At 66.3% G+C, this 19,595-nt stretch carries 18 protein-coding genes; 7 read left to right on the top strand and 11 right to left on the bottom strand.

Going from position 1 to position 19,595, the window contains the following annotated elements; genetic code table 11:
- Positions 1 to 138: 138 nt before the first annotated feature.
- The 5 genes from QRO93_RS01620 to QRO93_RS01640 form a co-directional block, all read right to left on the bottom strand.
- A complete protein-coding gene (locus QRO93_RS01620) occupies positions 139 to 1,542 on the bottom strand; it encodes a hypothetical protein (RefSeq protein WP_258010857.1) in 1,404 nt (467 codons plus the stop codon).
- 77 nt (positions 1,543 to 1,619) lie between these two features.
- Positions 1,620 to 4,688 (bottom strand): TonB-dependent receptor, encoded by a 3,069-nt coding sequence (locus tag QRO93_RS01625; RefSeq protein WP_180878413.1) that lies wholly within the window; start codon positions 4,686 to 4,688, stop codon positions 1,620 to 1,622.
- 112 nt (positions 4,689 to 4,800) lie between these two features.
- Positions 4,801 to 5,847, bottom strand: a complete 1,047-nt coding sequence (locus tag QRO93_RS01630) for a FecR family protein (protein ID WP_404830593.1) — start codon at positions 5,845 to 5,847, stop codon at positions 4,801 to 4,803.
- Positions 5,844 to 6,335, bottom strand: a complete 492-nt coding sequence (locus QRO93_RS01635; protein WP_219626088.1) for an RNA polymerase sigma factor — start codon at positions 6,333 to 6,335, stop codon at positions 5,844 to 5,846. The genes QRO93_RS01630 and QRO93_RS01635 overlap by 4 nt, the downstream gene beginning before the upstream one ends.
- A 188-nt stretch (positions 6,336 to 6,523) precedes the next feature.
- Complete coding sequence (locus tag QRO93_RS01640) at positions 6,524 to 7,204, bottom strand: metalloregulator ArsR/SmtB family transcription factor (protein WP_164087496.1); 681 nt, start codon at positions 7,202 to 7,204, stop codon at positions 6,524 to 6,526.
- A 116-nt stretch (positions 7,205 to 7,320) separates the two neighbouring features.
- On the opposite strand from QRO93_RS01640, the gene QRO93_RS01645 reads away from it, so the two are divergent.
- Complete coding sequence (locus QRO93_RS01645; protein ID WP_285303922.1) at positions 7,321 to 8,490, top strand: MFS transporter; 1,170 nt, start codon at positions 7,321 to 7,323, stop codon at positions 8,488 to 8,490.
- A 57-nt stretch (positions 8,491 to 8,547) separates the two neighbouring features.
- On the opposite strand, the gene QRO93_RS01650 is transcribed toward QRO93_RS01645, so the two are convergent.
- Together QRO93_RS01650 and QRO93_RS01655 are read right to left on the bottom strand one after the other, a co-directional pair.
- Positions 8,548 to 9,075, bottom strand: coding sequence for a DUF6622 family protein (locus QRO93_RS01650; RefSeq protein WP_180878445.1), 528 nt, complete (start codon positions 9,073 to 9,075; stop codon positions 8,548 to 8,550).
- 102 nt (positions 9,076 to 9,177) lie between these two features.
- Positions 9,178 to 9,996: a trypsin-like serine protease gene (locus QRO93_RS01655; RefSeq protein ID WP_180878417.1), complete on the bottom strand. Its 819-nt coding sequence runs from the start codon at positions 9,994 to 9,996 to the stop codon at positions 9,178 to 9,180.
- 190 nt (positions 9,997 to 10,186) lie between these two features.
- Between QRO93_RS01655 and QRO93_RS01660 the strand changes: the two genes are divergently transcribed.
- Entirely contained in the window at positions 10,187 to 10,465 is a 279-nt protein-coding gene (locus QRO93_RS01660) for a hypothetical protein (protein ID WP_180878418.1), read from the top strand.
- 11 nt (positions 10,466 to 10,476) lie between these two features.
- On the opposite strand, the gene QRO93_RS01665 is transcribed toward QRO93_RS01660, so the two are convergent.
- The 3 genes from QRO93_RS01665 to QRO93_RS01675 all read right to left on the bottom strand — a co-directional run bounded on the left by QRO93_RS01665 (position 10,477) and on the right by QRO93_RS01675 (position 13,849).
- Positions 10,477 to 11,982, bottom strand: a complete 1,506-nt coding sequence (locus tag QRO93_RS01665) for a serine hydrolase (protein WP_180878419.1) — start codon at positions 11,980 to 11,982, stop codon at positions 10,477 to 10,479.
- An 80-nt stretch (positions 11,983 to 12,062) separates the two neighbouring features.
- Positions 12,063 to 12,935: a methylenetetrahydrofolate reductase gene (locus QRO93_RS01670; RefSeq protein ID WP_180878420.1), complete on the bottom strand. Its 873-nt coding sequence runs from the start codon at positions 12,933 to 12,935 to the stop codon at positions 12,063 to 12,065.
- Positions 12,935 to 13,849: a LysR family transcriptional regulator gene (locus QRO93_RS01675; protein ID WP_053449798.1), complete on the bottom strand. Its 915-nt coding sequence runs from the start codon at positions 13,847 to 13,849 to the stop codon at positions 12,935 to 12,937. Before QRO93_RS01675 ends, QRO93_RS01670 begins: the two co-directional genes overlap by 1 nt.
- A 175-nt stretch (positions 13,850 to 14,024) precedes the next feature.
- On the opposite strand from QRO93_RS01675, the gene msuE reads away from it, so the two are divergent.
- From msuE to QRO93_RS01695, 4 genes are all read left to right on the top strand, one after another.
- Positions 14,025 to 14,606 (top strand): FMN reductase, encoded by a 582-nt coding sequence (gene msuE / locus QRO93_RS01680; RefSeq protein WP_180878421.1) that lies wholly within the window; start codon positions 14,025 to 14,027, stop codon positions 14,604 to 14,606.
- A gap of 57 nt (positions 14,607 to 14,663) precedes the next feature.
- Positions 14,664 to 15,641 (top strand): DUF1852 domain-containing protein, encoded by a 978-nt coding sequence (locus QRO93_RS01685; RefSeq protein WP_180878422.1) that lies wholly within the window; start codon positions 14,664 to 14,666, stop codon positions 15,639 to 15,641.
- A gap of 38 nt (positions 15,642 to 15,679) precedes the next feature.
- Positions 15,680 to 16,714 carry a methionine synthase gene (locus tag QRO93_RS01690; RefSeq protein WP_180878423.1) on the top strand — a complete coding sequence of 345 codons (1,035 nt, stop codon included), beginning with the start codon at positions 15,680 to 15,682 and terminating at the stop codon, positions 16,712 to 16,714.
- A 132-nt stretch (positions 16,715 to 16,846) separates the two neighbouring features.
- Entirely contained in the window at positions 16,847 to 18,094 is a 1,248-nt protein-coding gene (locus tag QRO93_RS01695) for an arsenic transporter (RefSeq protein ID WP_180878424.1), read from the top strand.
- Between the two features lie 12 nt (positions 18,095 to 18,106).
- Here QRO93_RS01695 and QRO93_RS01700 read toward each other — a convergent pair whose 3' ends face one another.
- Positions 18,107 to 19,345 (bottom strand): serine hydrolase domain-containing protein, encoded by a 1,239-nt coding sequence (locus QRO93_RS01700; RefSeq protein WP_285303923.1) that lies wholly within the window; start codon positions 19,343 to 19,345, stop codon positions 18,107 to 18,109.
- A gap of 120 nt (positions 19,346 to 19,465) precedes the next feature.
- On the opposite strand from QRO93_RS01700, the gene QRO93_RS01705 reads away from it, so the two are divergent.
- A complete protein-coding gene (locus QRO93_RS01705; RefSeq protein WP_258010859.1) occupies positions 19,466 to 19,588 on the top strand; it encodes a hypothetical protein in 123 nt (40 codons plus the stop codon).
- Positions 19,589 to 19,595: the final 7 nt, after the last annotated feature.

Raw genomic sequence — 19,595 nt, forward strand, 5'->3', positions numbered from 1 at the left:
CGTTCACTTGGATAGCCGGCGGATGGGCCGCACTGGGCGACAGACGGGTGGAGACCTGCAAGTGTAGTGAGAGTCATTTGCAATTGGAACTCCCCCGCCCTGCCCGTCCCCCCTCGCGAAAGGCGCGCCGGTGCTACGTCACTCGCGCGACGGGCCAGCACCTTCGGCAACCCTGACGAAGACGGGGTTGGAATAGAACCACAGATCCGCCCACGGATCCTCGCCGGGCGCGTCCGCCAGTGCATCCACCGCACCGGTGCTGTTGCCCCGCACCCGCACGAAGCCACCGCGCGGCGGCACCGGCACTGACCAGCGCGCCACGATCCAGTCGCCGTCACGCTGCCAGGTTGCCGTGTCGAATCCGCGCCGCTGCATCTGCAGCGCACCGCCCTCATCCCTGCCGCCCACGATCAGCTCGATGCGCTTCAGCGCCGGGTGCTGTCCGTTCGCGTTGGCGCGCGCCGGCTGCCGTGCCCGCACCTCCAGCTGCATCGTCTGCACTGCCGGCAGCACCAGCGTGCCGCCCATCCCGGCGCTGGAGTCGCCTGCGGCTACCCGCAGCTGCAAGGCGTCGATCAGGTCGCCGGTGACGGTGAACATGCGGCCGTTGCGCAGGGCATCCAGGATGTCTTCGGCCTCCGGCCGCGCCCATGCATAGGTCTTGCTGTACTCGCCCGGGTCGTAATCGCGTCCGCCATCGCGCAGGTTCACATGCGAGTCGGAGTTGGCGGTGATCCAGAAGCGGATGCCATCGGCCAGCATCTGGTCCCAGATTCCGCCGACCTGTGCGGTCATCTGGTCGTAGCCGCCCAGTGTCGGCGCGGCCGCGTTACGGTACAGCCCGCGTTCGCTGCGGATGGCCTGGTGCCCGGGGGCGCCCTCCATGCCCACCAGTACCTGGGGTGCGGCTGCATGCCAGCCGCGCAGCTCGTCCGGCGTTACCTCGCCCCACTCACCGATGCCGGTCGCGGTACGCGAAGGATGGTTGATGAACATCAGCGGCGCAGGGACCAGCCCGCGCAGGTAGGCCAGCGCTGCCTGCATCTGCTGTTCGCTATCGCGGCTGCCGTGCAGTGGCTCGCTGCGGCTGAAGTCCCGCTCGGCGATGACCAGCTGCTCGCGTTCCTGCGGGCCGGGCGCGATGATCAGCGAGGCGTGCTCGCCGGCCGGCACATCGAATTCCATGCCGTTGAACTGGATCACCTCCGGGACATCGGTGCGCGCCTGCAGCAGCGCGGGATAAGCGTGGTCGCGGGTGACCGCGGAGTGGCCGGGGCCACCGTGGTCGGTGTGGACCATCCAGCGCAGGCCGAAGGCCCTGGCCTGTGCCGCGTTGTGGCTGCGGCTGTAGGGAGAGTCGCCACCACGCACGGGCGTGGGCGGCGTGGTGCGGCGGTCCCAGTCCACGCTCCATTCGCTGTGCACATGGTGGTCGCCGGCCAGCCATTGGCGGCCAGCGTCGACTGGCGGGGCTGCCTCCGCCGGGGCGGACAATGCCGGGGCCGCCGCTGCGAACAGCGCCAGCATTACAAGATTCTTCATGGATTCACCTCTGGAAAGCGCACGGACGACGCACGGACCCTTGCGGGTCCGCACGCTGCCGGTGCGTGGATGCCTGCTTAGAAGTCCGCGCGCAGGCCCAGGCTGATGCGACGGCCCGAGGTCTCATCCATGGTCGGGAAGGACGGGTCCATGGTGTAGCCGCTGGTCCGCTCGTTGGTGAGGTTGATGCCCTTCAGGCTGATCTTGATGTTGTCGGTGATGCGGTAACCAATCGACACATCCATCTGGCCATAGGCATCGCGCCAGATCGGGTACAGGTTGTAGCCGATCGACTCGACGTAGGCGCCCTTGTGGTTGTAGGACACGCGCGCGTCGAAGCGCGAATTCTCATAGTAGGCGGTGAGGTTCCAGGACTTCTCCGACAGCCCCGGCATCGGGGTGCGGATGCCCAGGCTGGATTCGCCGGCCAGCGAGCTGTCCAGCATGGTGTAGTTGGCATTGATGCCAAACCCGTCCAGCCACGGCGTGAACATGTTCAGCGGCAGCTGTGCCACCAGTTCAACGCCATCGACCTGGTAGGAACCCTTGGCATTCACCGGCTGGTAGACGTCGAAATCGTAGATGCCATTGAGGCTGCCGTTGGCGTTGTATACCGCCACATTCTGAACCACGCCGGTCAGCGAGTTGATCACCACGCCATCGATGTTCTTGCGGAAGTAGCTGGCGGCGAACAGCGCGCCGTTGTCCAGGTACTTCTCCAGGCCGATTTCCCACTGCTTGGCATAAGTGGGCTTCAGCTCAGGATTGCCGTCGGTGAAACGGTAGGAGCCCCAGCTGGCGGTGCGCTTGTAGGCGATGTCGGTCAGCGCCGGGCGCATCATCACCTTGGACGCCGCCGCGCGCAGCAGCAGGCCGTGCGACAGCTCGGCGGTCATGTTGAAGCTGGGCAGCAGATCGTCGTAGCTGCCGTCCTTCGACACCGGAGTGTCGGTGTAGCCGGTGCTGCCGTTGGGCAGCTGGATCGGGTGATAGCCGAACGAATCAACCTTCGTGTCCACGTAGCGCGCACCCGCATTGACGGTGAACGGCACGCTGCCGATATCGAAGGCGAAGTCGGCCATCGCGTAGAAGCTCATCACCTTCTCGTCCACCTGGTAGAACTGGCCAGGATCGAACGGGGTCTGGAAGCCCGCGTAGCGGAACGCGCTGCGTGCGTAGTCGTTGGAGATCTGCTGCCAGGCCAGCCCCTTGTTGGAGTAGCTGCCGCCGGGAACGATGTCGTCGATGTACTGAAGCGGGCTGTCGGCCATCGTGCGGGTGTTGACCCAGGCGCTGCTGCCCGCGCTCGGCCCGGTGATCTTCAGTTCACCGTACTGGCGCTCCTTGGAGCGATCGGTGTAGCGCGCACCGAACCGGACCGTGTGCAGCGCGGGCAGGAAGGCCATGTCCAGCAGGCGGGTGACATTGACCTGGGCGGCGTACTTGTCGTCCTTCACCTTCTCCAGCGTGGTCTCGTAGGCCTCGAACAGGTACCGGCTCGGGTCGTTGTACATGTCGAAGCTGCCGGCGGCGGCGGTCGGGATGGTCTCACCGCTGCTGCCGGTCCAGCGGGTGCGCGACGGCGCATAGGCCACGTGCTTGAGGTTGGAGAAATCCGAGGTCTTCTCCGCGCCGGAGTAGCCCACCAGCGCATCCACGTACCAGCGGTCGCCCTTCCAGTCCATCGCCATGCTGTACTGGCTGTAGTCGGTCTTGTTGATCCGCTCCTTGCTCAGCATCTCGTGCTGGGTGGCGGTGTAGGACACATCACGCAGTACCACCATGCCGTACTCGGACAGCGTAGTGGCATCGTAGGCATGGATGGTGTCGAACGTACTGCGGCTGGAGGCCGAATAGGCGGCCGCGTCGTACTCGTCCTCGGTGCTGTCATAGCCGCCGACCATTGCGTCGAAGGTCAGGCTGAAGGTGTTGCTGGGCTTGTACTGCAGCGACCCGGTGGCGCCCCACTTGTCCTGCTCGTTGAGATAAACGCGGTCACCCACCTTGTCCTGGAACACGACCCGGTTGGTCTGCTCGGCATCATTGCGATTGGTGATGTTGACGCCCGCATCGCGCAGCAGCACCGCCTGCGCCTGGGTGCCGCGGGTGCCCGAGGCAGTGAGGAAGCGCGAGGACGGCCGGAAGTTGATGCCCGAGGTGGAGTCGGTGCGGTTGGTGCGCTTGGACTGCGAGTACGAGACCAGCGCGCCCCAGTCACCCCAGGTATCGGCGGCGAGGAAGGCAAAACGCGGATCCACCTCCTCCGAGATGCTGTTGTGCGCACCTTCGGCGGAGAACACCAGCTTGCGTTCGTTGTAGTCGAACGGGCGTGCGGTGGAGATCTTCACCGAGCCGGCAATGCCGCCCTCTTCGTCGGCGGCGGTGGGCGACTTCTGCACGGTCACCTGCTGGATGATCTCCGAGGCGAACATGTCGAACTCTACGTCGCGACCGCCACTGCCCGAGGCGGTCGCCAGATCGTTGATCGAAACGTGGGTGTACTCCGAAGGCAGGCCGCGCACATTGACCTTGGTGCCCAGCCCCTTGTTGCGCTCGATGGTCACGCCCGGCATGCGCTGCAGGGCTTCAGCGAGATTCTGTTCGGGAAAATCGGCCACGTCGGTCGCGACGATCGAATCTGAGAAGCCCACCGTGGCGCGCTTGATGTCTACGGCTTTCTCCAGGCTGCGGCTGTAGCTGCCGGTGACCTGGATGGTTTCAAGGTTGGCGGCCTGCGCACCGGAACTCGCAGCGCCGGCCGGTGCCGATGCCGCAACTGCGCCCACCACCGCCGCGGGTGCTGCCAGCGCGGAGGTGGCTGCCGGTGCGCTGGCGTCCTGTGCTTCGATGGTGACCGTGGTGGCATTGAGATAGCGGTAGCGCAGGCCGGTGCCGGCCAGCAGCCGGGTCAGCGCTGCGTCCGCGCTCAGGCCGGCCGGTACGCCCGGCGTGCGCGGATTGCCCGCATTCTGCGCGTTGTAGACGAACTGCAGGCCAGTCTGGCGCGACAGCGCGTTGAGCGCCCCATCCAGCGGCTGCGAGGCGATCGCTTCGCTGGCGACGCGTGCCGGTTCTGCGGCGTTGGCGCCGGCCGTGGCGGTGATCTGCAGTGCAAGGGCAATGGAAAGGAACAGGGTGCGGCGCATCGTAGGGTCCAGTAGGGAATGGCGGTGGTCGCGGAACAGGTGTGTTCCTGCATTCCCCATCTACGAGGGCGCAGCGCGCCGATCGGGCACCACTTGTTCGATGAATTTTTTCTTACAGCGCCTGCGGCGCTCCAGCGCGCAACCGCACATGGATTCCGTCCGGCGCCACCTGCGTAACCAGTGTTGGTTGCTGGTCGAGGAACGCGCGCAGCGACGCCACGTCATCCGCGCGCAGGTTGCCGGTCAGGCGCAGCGCACCGGCGTCATCACTCACGTGCAGGCGCAGCGCGTTGCGCCGGTTGAAGCGGTCGGCCACGTCGCGCAGCGCCTCGTCGCGGAACAGCACCCGCCCCGTCCACCATGCAGTCATGCTGGCGGCATCCTCCTCGCGGATGCGCACGCGCTGGTCACGGTAGTCGACCTGTGCGGCCTGCCCGGCGCCCAGGTCGGCCAGCATGCGTCCGCGGCCACCATCGCCGCGGACGTGCACGCGCCCTTCGCTGACCCCGATGCGGGCCTGCTCGCGCAGCAGCGAAACATCGAACGTGGTGCCGATGTCCGTCACCTGCAGGCCAGCAGCATGTACTGCGAACGGGCGCCGGTCCTTGGCCACGACGAAGCTGGCTTGGCCACGTTCAAGCTCGACGCGCCGCCCCAGCAGGGTCATGCGCACCGAAATTTCGCTTTCAGCGTCCAGGCGCACGACGGTGCTGTCTGGCAGCGTTACCTGCCGCGGCATGCCATGTGCGGCCACATAGTGCCCGGTGCGCGGCCAGGCGATGGTGGCGCCTACGCCTACAGCGAGCATCAGCGCCGCTGCGGCCGCGATTCGCGGCAAGCCGGGTGCGGGCCGTGCCCGGCGCTGGCTTGGTGCGGCGGACGGGCGTGGCGACAACCGCACGACGTTGTGATCATTGCGCGTCGGCGCGGGAGCCTTCAACAGTGCATCGACGTCATCCGGCATGTCGCGCAGCGCATCGGCCAGTGCACCGGCCACCTCGCTGATGGCCATGTACTCGCGCAGGTGTTCGGGGGAAACCAGCAGCCACTGCATGAAGGCGTGCTGCTGCGAAGGGCTGAGGTCGCCTTCGCGCTGCAGCGCGTGCCACTGCGCGGCGGCCAGGGTCAGCGCCGATGGATGTTCAGTGGCCACGCTCACGACCTCCCTGCCGGTTCGGCCAGCGCCCGGCGGCACACCGAAAGCCCGCGCACCACATGCTTCTTCACCATATGCGCTGACACGCCCATGCGTTCGGCGATCTGCTTGTAGCTCAGACCATCGCGGTACTGCATGACCAGCACTGCCCGGGTGTGTTCGGGCAAGGTCTCCAGCAACGTCTGCAGCCGTTGGCGGCGCTGCTCCCGTTCGGCGGCGTCTTCCACGCATTCCCCGCTGGCCAGGTTTTGGCCCGGGCCTTCGATCTCTTCGATGGACAGGGTCGACCAGCGCCGGCGCGCGGCCTGCTCGCGCGCCAGATTCTGCGCGACGGTGAACAGGTACGCTTCGGGGTTGGCGATCGGCTCGCCCTTGCCTTCATGCGCACGCAGCAGGCGCAGATAGGTTTCCTGCACCAGGTCTTCGGCGTCCTGCCGCGCACCGCGTCGAACGAAGAAGCCTTGCAATAGTGGCGCGTGCTCTTCGAACATGCGCGCCAGGCGCCGTCTTGCCTGTTCGGCCACCTGCGTCGCCCCTGCCCCCTGAAGTGCGCCGCAAGGTACGGGCGCGGTGTGACGCCTTCATGACGGCTTCACGTTGGCCATGGAGATGTTCCTTCTCCCACCCGGCTACGTATCGGCGTCATCCAGGCTGGCCCCTGTACGCCGCGACTGGCATCCTACGGCCCGGTAATCACTTCGAAACCGGCCGCTTTCCATTCGGGAAAGCCATCCTCCAGGCGCCGCACGGTGAAGCCCAGCGCCCTCAGTTTTTCCACGACCTCGAAGGACATCACGCAATACGGGCCTCGGCAGTAGGCCACGATCTCCCTGTCCTTGGGCAGGTTGATCAATGCCGCTTCCAGTTCCGAGGCGGGAACGTTCAAGGCACCGGGAAGATGGCCCAGGGCGTATTCCGACGAAGGCCGAACATCCAGAAGGGTCACTCCATCCGTCGCCAGGCGCTCCAGCAGCGCTTCGCGCGATACGGGTTCAAGGGCGTCGCGCTGTTCGAAGAAGTCCCGCATGACACCCTGCACTTCGGCAACATTGCGCTCGCCGAAGCAGCCCAGCGCCCGCAGCAGCGCAACGACCTCGGCCTCGCCGGACAGGCTGTAATAGATGCGCTTGCCCTGGCGATCGGGCTCCACCAGCCGGGCCCGCCGCAGCAACTGAAGGTGTCGCGAGGTATTGGCCACGCTCAACCCGGTCGCCTCCGCCAGCGCCTCGACGCTGCGCGGCCCCTGCGAAATCGCCTCCAGCAGCTCCAGCCGGTGGACATGCCCGATCGCCTGGGCGACGTCAGCCAGGGCGTGATAGATCGCCTGCCTGGGCTGGGGGATTGACTTTGCCTTATCCATACTCAAACATTCTGCATATTGATTGAATTTTAGTCCAGTCACTGGCTGAACCCGCGTCACGGCACCCATCCTATCCAAGAAGCGTCCCCATGCCCGGCAACCCCATGCATCGGCAGGTGTTCCTGCTGGCCAGCGCCCAGGCGCTGTTCCAGATTGTCTCGGTGATCGTCATGACCGTCGGCGGGCTGGCGGGTGCTCACCTCGCCCCTGCCCCGCAGTGGGCCACCCTCCCCATCGCGACCATGTTTCTGGGAACGGCATTGACCACCTTCCCCGCCGCCATGTGGATGGCCAGGGCCGGGCGGCGGGTCGGATTCATCTGCGGTTCGCTGCTGGGCCTGGCCGGCGGCGGCATTGCTGCGCTGGGAATCGCCCGGCATTCGATGGCCTCGCTGGCTGCCGGCACGCTGCTGGTGGGCGCTTACCAGGCCTTCGCGCAGTTCTATCGCTTCGCCGCCAGCGAGGTGGCAGACGAAGCATTCCGCCCTCGGGCGATTTCGCTGGTGATGGCCGGTGGCATCATCGCGGCGCTGGTCGGGCCATCGCTGGCCCGCCTGGGTGGGCCGCTGCTGCAGGCGGAGTATCAAGGCTCCTTCATCATCCTCGCCGTGGTCTCGCTGGTGGCGACCGGAGTGCTGGCCGGATTGAGAATGCCGGCTACCCCCAAAGCCGACCCGGGTGAGCCCGCTGGGCGCCCATGGCAGCAGATCGTGTTCCAGCCCGCGTACCTGGTGGCGCTGTTCGGCGCTGCGACCGGCTATGGAATCATGATCCTGGCGATGACGGCGACGCCCATTGCCATGGTTCACCATCATCACGCCCTTGGCAGTGCCGCAACGGTGATCCAGCTCCATGTGCTGGGCATGTTCCTGCCCTCGTTCCTTACCGGATCGCTGATCGCTCGTTTTGGCGCTGTCCGCATCATGCTGGCCGGTGCGGTGATCTTCGTCGGGCATGTACTGATGACGACCACCGGCACTGGATTCGGCTCCTTTGCGACGGCACTGGTCATGCTCGGCGTGGGCTGGAACTTCATGTACGTGGGAGGCACGGCACTGCTCACCACGACCTACACGCAGGCCGAGCGCGCCCGGGCACAGGCGATCAACGACATGACCATCTTCGTTGTCGGTCTGGGCTGTTCGTTTGGTGCAGGAGGCCTGTTGGATGCGCTTGGCTGGCAGCGCATGAACCTGATGCTGATTCCGTGGCTGCTGGCCGCGGCGGCGGCACTGGCCTGGCTTGGGCGCAAAGGGCGGCGCGCCGCCCTGGCATCGGGTGTGTAGATGCGGCGTTGCGTCGGCAGAGGGCTATTACTGTGACGCGTCACGCTCGAGCGGAACTCAGCCCGCGATCCCCAGCCCCTTGCCCGCCGCGTCCAGCCGCAACGAAGCCAGGTAGCGGCAGTACTTGCCAATGAACAGGCCGGTGAATCCACCCGACAGCAGCAGGTACGCCGCGCTGGCGCCGGCATGGTTGGTCAATGCGGGCGAGATCGCAAAGGCGACTTCGAAGCCGTACTTCACCAGGAACGTGACCAGCAGCAGCGGCAACACGCTGTAGTCCGCATTGCGCCAGAGCTTCCCGGTGGCGCTGTCGAACGTCAGCTTCACGTGGCCCAGCAGCAGCCACCCCAGCGCCGCGCCCGAGCCGATGCCGGCCAGCCACTCAGCCCAGGTACTCAGGGACATCCCGTAGCGGTGGCTGATCGACCAGGCACCCCATACGGTGAACAGCGCAGGCACCACGGCCAGCTTCTGCAAGGACGTTTCGCCCGGCTTCATGGCGGCAATGCCGCGCGTGACCAGGAAGGCCAGAAGCAGCCAGACCCAGGTCGGCGTCTGCGAGGCAAGGTGCTGGAGCATGTTCATGGGTCGTCCCTCTGCTGAGTGGTGGCGGAGCGTCTCCGCCTTGGTGCTCACTATTCGCTTCCAGCCCAGTTGCGGCCAGTGACAGCTGTCAGCCATCGAGGGTTACTTGGGGGAACGGAATGAGACGAGGACGCTCTCGATCCAATCCACATACCGCGACACCCGAACGTTGTGCACCACCTGGCCGTAAAAGCCCGCCTCGAGGGCATGCTCGGGAACGGCGCTGATCCAGGAGCCCAAGCCGACCAACTGCCAGGTTCCATGATCCTCGACCAGCAACGGTCCACCGCTGTCGCCGTTGCCGAGTACCCCCTCGAGCGGCAGGCCCTGCGGCGGCGCATCGAACCGATACCAGAGATAGCGATCGTTGCCGCCGGTAATGGCGTTGCATGCGCGCCGCAAGGCGGTTCGATGCGATCCTCCCGGCACCAGCCCAACCGCACCATTGCCTGTGGCGCCCTTGCCTATCAGGGTGGCGGCCTGCGTGACCTCGGCATTGCCGCGATAGAGCGCCACGGGTGGCACATCGTTCACCGGCGCTGCGAGCCGGATCAACGCAATGTCATCCGATCCGGCCAGGAACGCGTGGATCTTCGCGGGGCTGCCCGTCGCCAGCGCCTCCTTGCCCAGCGCATCGGGCATCTTCCTGTAGCCGGGGTGCAGTATCACCCGCTCCACGCCGTAGTCGGTTCCATTGATGGCGATCCCCTGCCCCATTCCTTCCATCGGTGCGGCATGCGCTGCAGTCAGCACCCATCGCGGCGCGATCAGAACGCCCTGCCCCTCGCCCGGCATGTCGGCCAGGGCTGGAAATTCGGATCCATCGATCCGGTATCGGGCATCGTCCACATCGTGCCGGATCACGACGGCCCCGGCAACGGATGGCAGGGCGGCGAACGCGAGGAGCAGCCAGCGAATCATGTGGACCTTTGTCGTTGCGTTCAGTCGCAGCAGCCTAGCCGAACACTTCCCGCAAAGTCAGTGCCTGCGACCGGACCTCCACGTTCAACGACGAACGCAGTGAAAACCGCCTTCGAAGAGGCTCCGGCCACATGCCGTTAACGGCCCGGCCCTATGCTGGAGCTTCATGCAAACCCACGAGACGCGACCCATGACCAAGCTGCACACCCTGCTGCTGACCGGCGGCCTGCTCGCCCTGAGCCCGCTGGCCTCGGCCGAGACCGTGAACCTGACCAACAGCGCCGACGGTGCCAACCGCGAGGCCGGCATCACGGCGGTGAAGAAAAAGCTGCAGGACGCGTGTACCGACCGCAAGGGCTCGCCCGATGCCGCCTCGTTCGAAGTGGTGTTCGAGAAGACCAGCGAGAACCCCAACGTGCCAAAACCCTACTATGTGGACGGCCGGATGAAGTGCGACCTGCCGGGCTGAAGGGCCAGGCCCTACTCCTGTTCCAGCTCCTTCAATACGGCGCGCAGGCGCGCATCATTGGGCGCCAGCGCAGCCGCCGTGCGGTAGCTGTTGATCGCCTGCTTGCGCTGGCCATTGGCCCGGTAGGCTTCGCCCAGGCTGTCATGCACATTCGCCGATTGCGGGTGCGCGCGGGCATTCCACTGGAACACGGCCACTGACTCGGGCACGCGCTTCATCCTCAGCAGGCGATAGCCCAGCGAGTTCAGCGCCTGCTCGGAGGTGTCGTACTGGCTGGCCGCAGGCCCCAGTGCCTCATAGGCGCGGGTCATGCCCGGCACACCCGCTGACAGTGCGGCCGGCACCAGCAGGGTGCCCAGATTCTTCCGGGCCAGGGTAACCGGCATGCCGTGCAGTACGCCCATCAGTTGCTTGCCGAGGCTCGCTGCGGTTTCGCCCTGCCAATAGTTGTCCAGCACGATCACCACCGACTGGTCCTGCCCGGCGCGGAGCCAGTAGGTCTGGTAGCCCGGAACGCTGCCTGTATGCGATTCCACCGGGTAGCTGCCACCTGCAGGCAAGGGCCAGTTCTCCACTTCCCAGCCGTAGCCATAGCCCGAGCGATGGTTGGTCCACATGGCCTGCCGCGAAGGCGCGCTCAGCAGCGAGTCATCCTGCAGGGCCTGGTCCAGCCGCAGCAGATCGTCAACGGTGGAGTACAGGCCGGCGGCCGAGAACGAGACGCTCGGATCGATGGGCATCGGGCGGGCCAGGCTGAAGTCCGGCCGGGTCTGGTAGCCGGTCGCCAGGCGCGGAATGAGTGCGCTGGCGCGGTACAGCCCGCTGTTGGTCATGCCGGCCTTGTCCAGGATCCGGCGCTGCAGGTTGGCCTCGTAGCTGGCGCCCGTTGCCTTCTCGATGATCAGGCCGAGCAGGAAGTAGCCATTGTTGTTGTAGCGCCACTCGGCCCCCGGCGCGCTCTGCAGTGTGCCGGGAATCCACGCTTTGGCGAAGTCATCGGGCGCCAGCGAGAGCCGGGCCTGCGTCTGCCACCACGGGTCTTCGTAACTGCGTGGCAGGTCGGCAATGCCGGACGTGTGATTCAACAGCTGCGCCACCGTGACCGCAGCCGCAGGCGTGCCGGCATAGAGCGCGGGCAGGTACTCGCCCAGCGTGCCGTCCAGCCGCAATGTGTTTTCCTGCACCAGCTGCATCACCAGGATGGCGGTGATCGGCTTGCTCAGCGAGCCGATGCGGAAAACACCATCCTCGACGTTCGGCACCTGCCATTCGCGGTTGGCCAGTCCATGGGCGCCCCGATACAGGATGCGCCCGTGCTGGGCGACAAGCACGACGCCGTTGAAATCACGATTCGCTGCATAACTGTCCACCAGCTGCGCGATCTCGGCCGGGCCAGCGGCCGCCCTCGCCTGCCCGGCGATGCCGGCCAGCAACACCAGCGAACCCGCCGCTGCGGAAACCACCCTCAGCACTGACCGCTTCCACTCCATGGAGAACTGCAGGATGGCGCTGGGCATCTACCTACCTCGCGAGTCGATGCCGCAGTGTAGCGGTGTCGGGCTGCCGCGAACGCGGCCCGGCCACCATGACTGATGGCCTATGAAGGGCTGGACGCCAGTGCGTGCCGCCGGTAGCGCTCGATCCACGCCAGCGATGCTGCGATGCCACCAAACGGGAAGAAGTGCGGACTGACCGCGCCATGGGCGTCGGTCAGCCCCCGCACGAGACGGTCGACAAACACTTCCGGCCCGGCCGTTCCCAACAACCGGCCGATCGAGATGCCGTAGCGCGCCAGCATCGAGGCACTGGCTCCCACGCCACACATCGCGGCGTAGCGCGCCAGCCGCGTGATGCTGGCCGGCCCAGGCACGCCGACCAGCACCGGAACGCGGATGTCGCGGGAGCGCAGGTCATCCAGCCAGGCCAGAACGATGTCGGCATCAAAGGCGAACTGGGTGATGATCAGCGGCGCCATGCGCCGTGCCTCGATGGCCTGGCACTTGCGTTCAAGCACCTGCCAGCGCTCGCCACTGCCCATCACCGGATGGCCTTCCGGGTGCCCGCCGATGGCGACCACCTTGATGCCGGAGCCTTCGAGAATGCCGGTGTCGATGATCGCGGCACTGTCGGCGAACGGCCCGGCAGGCGCTGCCAGATCGCCGGCGATCAACAGGCATCGCTCCACCCCGGCCTCACTGGCGGCACGCTGCATGAAACGCTCAAGCGCAGCCCGCGACTCGATGCGGCGCGCCGACAGATGTGGCATCGGCTCTAAACCCAGCTCACGCACGGCGCGTGCCGCCGCCAGTCGCGTGTTGTCGTCTTCGCTGGCCAGGTAGGGAATGGAGATGATCGTGCCCGGCGCGATGCGATCTGCTTCGGCGCGCAACGCAGGCAGGGCCTTCGCGCTGACCTCCAGCGAATACCTGTTGATGAAAGCCGCTGCCTGGGCAGGCGCACGTGCGGACATCACCCGCCCCCGCGCACGTTGCTGGCGATGGGCGTGCTGTTGCGGGCCAGTTCGACGAAGGCCTGCAGGTAGTCGATGGTGGTGTCCGCCTCGCGTGCCCCCAGGTAGATCTGCTTGGGTATGCCCTTCGCACCCAGGCGCACCGGCACCACGTCCATGCGCGCGGCGTACTCTTCCACCAGCCAGCGCGGCATGGCGGCGACGCCGCGCCCGCTGGCCACCATCTGCATCATGATGTCGGTGGTTTCAATGGTCTTGTGGCGACGTGGCGTGATGCCGGCCGGCAGCAGGAACTGGTTGTAGATGTCCAGCCGCTCGAACGGCACCGGGTAGCTGATCAGCACCTCCTGGCCGAGCTGGCGCGGCTTTACGTGGTCGACCCTGGCCAGGGCATGGCTGCTGGCCACCACCAGCACCTGCTCGTAGTCGAACACGGGCACGAACTTCAGGCCGGGCTTGAGCAGCGGATCGGGCGTGACCAGCAGGTCGATCTCGTAGCCGAACAGCGCGCCGATGCCGCCGAACTGGAACTTCTGCTTGACGTCCACGTCCACGTCCGGCCACGCGGCCAGGTAGGGCGAGACGATCTTCAGCAGCCACTGGTAGCAGGGGTGGCATTCCATGCCGATGCGCAGCGCGCCGCGCTCGCCCTGCGCGAACTGGCCCAATCGCTCCTCGGCCAGGTCCAGCTGCGGCAGCACGCGATTGGCCACTGCCAGCAGGTACTGCCCGGCCTGGGTCAGGCGCAGGCTGCGGCCTTCGCGCAACCAGACATCGGTACCGAGCTGCTGCTCCAGCTTCTTCATGCTGTGGCTGAGCGCCGACTGGGTCAGGTTGAGGACGCCGGCAGCGGCGGTCAACGAGCCCTGCTGCTCGACCTGCTGCACGATGCTGAGGTGGATACGCTCCAGCATGATGATGAATCCCGCTCATGGATTGGTGAAGTAATACCATTTTACGTCATGGAAGGGCATGGCTAGCATCGGCTCATGCCTTCGGTTGCCTGTACGCCCGGTCACCCCGCCGGCCCGCAGGACTGCGTCCGCGCAGACCGCCCGAAGCAGCCCCTCCCCAGCTGAAAGCAAACCGATGACCCGCCCCCTCCGTATCGTCGCCGTCTCCGGCGGACTGCAGCGCCCCTCGCGGGCTGCAACCCTGGCCGAGCACCTGCTGGACCTGATCGGCGAAGACGTTGCCTGCGAACCGCACCTGATCGAGCTGGGCGAGCTGGCGCCGCAGCTGGCTGGCGCGCTGTGGCGATCGCAGCTGCCCGAGGCGGTGGAGCGGCAGCTGGCCGCGGTCGAGCAGGCCGACGTGCTGGTGGTGGCCACGCCGGTCTACCGCGGCTCCTACACGGGGCTGTTCAAGCACTTTTTCGACTTCATCCACCAGGACGCGCTGGTCGATACCCCCATCCTGCTGGCCGCCACTGGCGGCAGCGAACGCCACGCGCTGGTGATCGACCACCAGCTGCGGCCGCTCTTCAGCTTCTTCCAGGCCCGCACGCTGCCACTGGGTGTCTATGCCACCGACCGCGATTTCGCCGACGGCCGCGTGCACAACGATGCGCTGATCCAGCGGGCGCGGCTGGCGGTGCAGCGGGCGATGCCCCTGCTTGCCCTGTCCCACCGCGCCGCACCGGCCACCGCCGAGATCGCAGCAGCCCTTTGAATGCCGAATGCCGCAATCCTGCATTCGGATGTGACCCCGCAACCCGGAACGCCACCCATGACGACCGACAGCTTTACCTTCAGCATCACGCGCATCCCCTTCAACGAAGACTACCAGCCCGCTGACGGCACGCGCATCACCACCAATTTCGCCAACCTGGCCCGTGGCGCGTCGCGGCAGGAGAACCTTCGCAACACGATCAGCATGATCAACAACCGCTTCAACGACCTGGCCCACTGGGACAACCCCAATGCCGACCGTTACGCGGTCGAATTGGACATCATCTCGGTGGAGATGCACATCGACGGCGGCGATGGCAGTGATCCGTTCCCGCTGATCGAAGTGCTGCGGCCGACCATCGTTGACGCGCAGACCGGCACGCGCATCGAAGGCATCGTCGGCAACAACTTCTCGTCCTACGTGCGCGATTACGACTTCAGCGTGGTGCTGCCGGCCAGCAACGAGGGCAAGGCCACCTTCGGCATTCCGGACGGCTTCGGCGACCTGCACGGCAAGCTGTTCAGGCACTTCCTGGCGTCGGACGCCTACCGTGCCAACTTCAGCAAGGCGCCGGTGATCTGCATCAGCGTGTCCAGCAGCAAGACCTATCACCGCACCGAGAACCACCACCCGATCCTGGGCGTGGAGTACCGGCAGGGCGAGTTCTCCCCCACCGACCAGTACTTCGACAAGATGGGGCTGCAGGTGCGCTACTTCATGCCGCCGGGCAGCGTCGCGCCGCTGGCGTTCTACTTCCGCGGCGACCTGCTGGGCGACTACTCGAACCTGGAGCTGATCGGCACCATCAGCACCATGGAAGCGTTCCAGAAGATCTACCGCCCGGAGATCTACAACGCCAACTCGGTGGCCGGCAAGGTCTACCAGCCCAGCCTGAAGCACCAGGACTATTCCTCCACCCGCATCGTCTACGACCGCGAAGAGCGCAGCCAGCTGGCGGTCAAGCAGGGCCGGTTCACCGAAGAGCACTTCATCAAGCCGTACCGCGCCGTGCTTGAGCAGTGGGCTGCCCGCTGATCCATCGATTTCCACTCGCCCCCAGGAAACAACACGCAATGTCGACGAAGAAACTGCTCCCCACCTCCACCGCCGGCAGCCTGCCCAAGCCCTCCTGGCTGGCAGAGCCCGAGAAGCTCTGGTCGCCCTGGAAGCTGCAGGACGACGCCCTGACCGAAGGCAAGCAGGACGCGCTGCGCCTGTCCCTGCAGGAACAGCAGCATGCCGGCATCGATATCGTCAGCGACGGTGAGCAGACCCGGCAGCACTTCGTGACCACGTTCATCGAGCACCTCAGCGGCGTCGATTTCGAGAAGCGCGAGACCGTGCGCATCCGCAACCGCTACGATGCCAGCGTGCCCACCGTGGTCGGCGCGGTCAGCCGCCCGAAGCCGGTGTTCGTGGAGGATGCGAAGTTCCTGCGGCGGCAGACCTCGCAGCCGATCAAGTGGGCCCTGCCCGGCCCGATGACCATGATCGACACGCTGTACGACGCGCACTACAAGAGCCGCGAGAAGCTGGCGTGGGAGTTCGCGAAGCTCCTCAATGAGGAAGCGAGGGAGCTGGAGGCTGCCGGCGTGGACATCATCCAGTTCGACGAGCCGGCCTTCAATGTGTTCTTCGACGAAGTGAACGACTGGGGCGTGGCCGCGCTGGAACGGGCGGTTGAAGGACTGAAGTGCGAAACCGCCGTGCACATCTGCTACGGCTACGGCATCAAGGCCAACACCGACTGGAAGCAGACGCTGGGCTCGGAGTGGCGCCAGTACGAGGAATCGTTCCCGAAGCTGCAGACGTCCAGCCTGGACATCATCTCGCTGGAATGCCACAACTCGCACGTGCCGATCGACCTGATCGAACTGGTGCGCGGCAAGAAGGTGATGGTCGGCGCCATCGATGTGGCCTCCAGCACGGTGGAAACCGCCGAGGAAGTGGCCAACACCCTGCGCAGGGCACTGCAGTTCGTCGATGCCGACAAGCTGTACCCGAGCACCAACTGTGGCATGGCACCGCTGGCCCGTGATGTCGCGCGAGGCAAGCTGCGCGCGCTCAGCGAAGGAGCGAGGATCGTGCGCGAGGAACTCTCGGCCTGACCCCGGCCCGGGCGTGGTTGCCCGCTGCAACACCGTTCGCAGGGTATGATGCCGCCTCCCTCCGAACTGCTGTGTGTGCAGCGGGCGTGCTGCTGTTGGTAGCGTGCCGGCGCAGCCGAGATCCCCCGCCCGATGCCCGCTTCCTACTCACCTTTGTTGATCTGGGCGGCTGTGGCCGTGGCCACGGTCGGCCTGCTGTTCCGTCCGTTCCGCATTCCGGAATACGTGTGGGCGCTGGGGGCTGCCGCATTGCTGCCGCTGCTGGGTGCGGTATCGCTGGACATGACCTGGGGTGCGGTGGCCGAGGGCCGTGATGTCTATCTGTTCCTGGTCGGGATGATGGTGCTGGCCGAGCTTGCCCGTCGCGAAGGCCTGTTCGACTGGCTGGCGCTCTATGCCGTTCGTCATGCCGGCGGCTCGGGGCGGCGCCTGTTCGATCTGGTGTTCCTGGTCGGCACGCTGGTGACGGTGTTTCTGTCCAACGATGCCACGGCCGTGGTGCTGACGCCCGCGGTCTACGCCGCCTGCCGGGCGGCGCGTGCCAACCCCCTGCCCTACCTGTTCGTCTGCGCGTTCATCGCCAATGCGGCCAGCTTCGTGCTGCCCATTTCCAATCCGGCCAATCTGGTGGTGTACGGCCAGCACATGCCACCGCTGCTGCAGTGGCTGGCGCAGTTCGCACTGCCCTCGCTGGCCGCGATCGGCGCCACCTACCTGGTGCTGCGCTGGGTCCATCGGCGCGAGATCGCCCAGCCGCTGGTGGCGGCACCAGAGCATCGGCCATTGACCAACGGCGGCCGGCTCAGCGCGATGGGCGTCCTGTTCACCGGCAGCGTGCTGCTGGTGACCTCGGCGCTGAACGGCCCGCTGGGCCTGGCCACGTTCTGTGCCGGCGGGCTCAGCGTCGCCGTGGTGGCGATCCGGCAGCGCCGCAGCCCGCTGCCGATGCTGCGCCACGTTTCGTGGGGCGTGCTGCCGCTGGTGGCTGGCCTGTTCGTGCTGGTGGAAGCCGTGGCACAGACCGGTGCCATCCAGAGCACGGCCCGCGCATTGCAGGCCCTGGCACAGGCATCGCCCGGGCAGGCCAGCTGGCTGGCCGGGGGCGCCGCCGCGCTGCTGAGCAACGTGGCCAACAATCTGCCGGTGGGGCTGGCAGCCGGGTCGCTGGGCCAGATGGCCGATCTGCCGGCACAGACCCGGGCCGCGCTGCTGGTGGGCGTGGACCTGGGCCCCAACCTGTCGGTGACCGGCTCGTTGGCCACGATGCTGTGGCTGGTAGCGCTGCGCCGCGAAGGCGAGCATGTCAGCGCACTCGACTTCCTGCGCGTCGGCGCGCTGGTGATGCCACCGGCACTGATCGGTGCCCTGCTGCTGCTGTAGCCGTGCGCTGCCTCACCCTGCCCGAGGCGGTAACGCTTCGCGTGCGACCACTTTTCCGACAAGCGTATCGATCGCCGCTTCCATGGCACGCGCGGTCTGGTCGCCGCTCTGGTTGGTGATGACGAAGATACCCAGGTCATGCTTCGGCATGATGTAGATGTAGCACTGCGATCGGGGGACGCCGCCATGGTGGGCGTAGTAGACGCCCTTCTGGCGATCGCCAGCGACGATGTTCCAGAAGTAGCCGACGCTGAACTCATCGTCGAACCGGGCCAAAGCGCGATGTGATTCCTTTACCACCGGCCCATTGGCCAGCTGGAACTGAAGGTACTTCACCATCTCGGGGACAGTAGCCTTCACACCGCCCGAGGCACCCCACGGCAACGGCGGCATCGGCGTGGTCGGTACCGGATTGTCACTGTGGTAGCCGACCGCCAGCCGCGAAGCATCGGCATCGTCCAGCCTGATCCTGAGGCCGGTCATCGCGGCGGCGTCGCTGAAGAAGCCACGCAGCAGTGACTGGTAGTCACGCTGGTGGATCACCTCCAGGATGTGCGCGGTCAGTTCGGTCCCGGCGCTGGAGTATGCGTACTCCTTGCCGGGCGCGCGCGGGATCCGTACGGCGTGCAGATCCCTGAGGAAATCCGGCTTTCCGTAGTGCGCGTACAGCGCATTGAGCTCGGCGGGCGTGCGGTGATCGGTGAAGTCTTCCAGCACCGTGTTTGCGCGCTCGGGCAGCATGTTCGGCAGCCCACTGGTGTGCGACAGCAGGTGGCGGACCCGGATGGGCTCCCCCTGGTATTGCAGGTTCGGGTAGTTGCCCTGCAGGAACGTGCGGACGTCGTCATCCAGGCTGAGCCGGCCGTCCAGCACCGCATCGGCCATCAGCGTGCCTGCCAGCGTCTTGCTCAGCGAGCCGATCTCGTAGATCGTTGCATCGGTCGGTGCGCCTGGGCTGCCGGCCACCATCTGGCCGCGATGACCGATGAAACTCCTGCCCCGGTGTACCACCGCGATGGAGGCCGAGTGCAGCAAGGGCTGCTCGACCAGGGTCTGCGCCACTTCATCGATATCTGCTTGAAGATCCGCCGAGGGCTTCTGCCCTCCGCACCCGGCCAGCAGGAGCGCGCTGGACATCAGCAAGACCGGCAGCCGGGGCCTGTACCGCATCGTCTTCAAGGGAGCTTCCATGCGTTGGCGCTTCAGGGGTGCGGAAAGAGCGCACAACATAGCGGATTGGCGCGCACGCATGCACCCGCCGGGCGCCTGCACGGCTTTGGCCGGATTGATGAATCACCTGGCGGAACTGTCGAATGACCCCGTTCCGGCCGCCGAATACGCTTGTCATCCTCCACCACAGAGGATGCCCTCATGAGCGACACCACCGCGGCCGTCGCCACTCCACGTGCTGACCCGCCGATCGTCCACGTCCTGATGGGCTTCATCTGCGTCTGGCACAGGCGCGAACCGGAGCAGGCACGTGACGAGGCCTGAACGCCAC

Origin of the sequence: Stenotrophomonas maltophilia group sp. Smal17, assembly GCF_030237045.1 — a bacterium.
GTDB classification, from domain to species: Bacteria; Pseudomonadota; Gammaproteobacteria; order Xanthomonadales; family Xanthomonadaceae; genus Stenotrophomonas; species Stenotrophomonas forensis.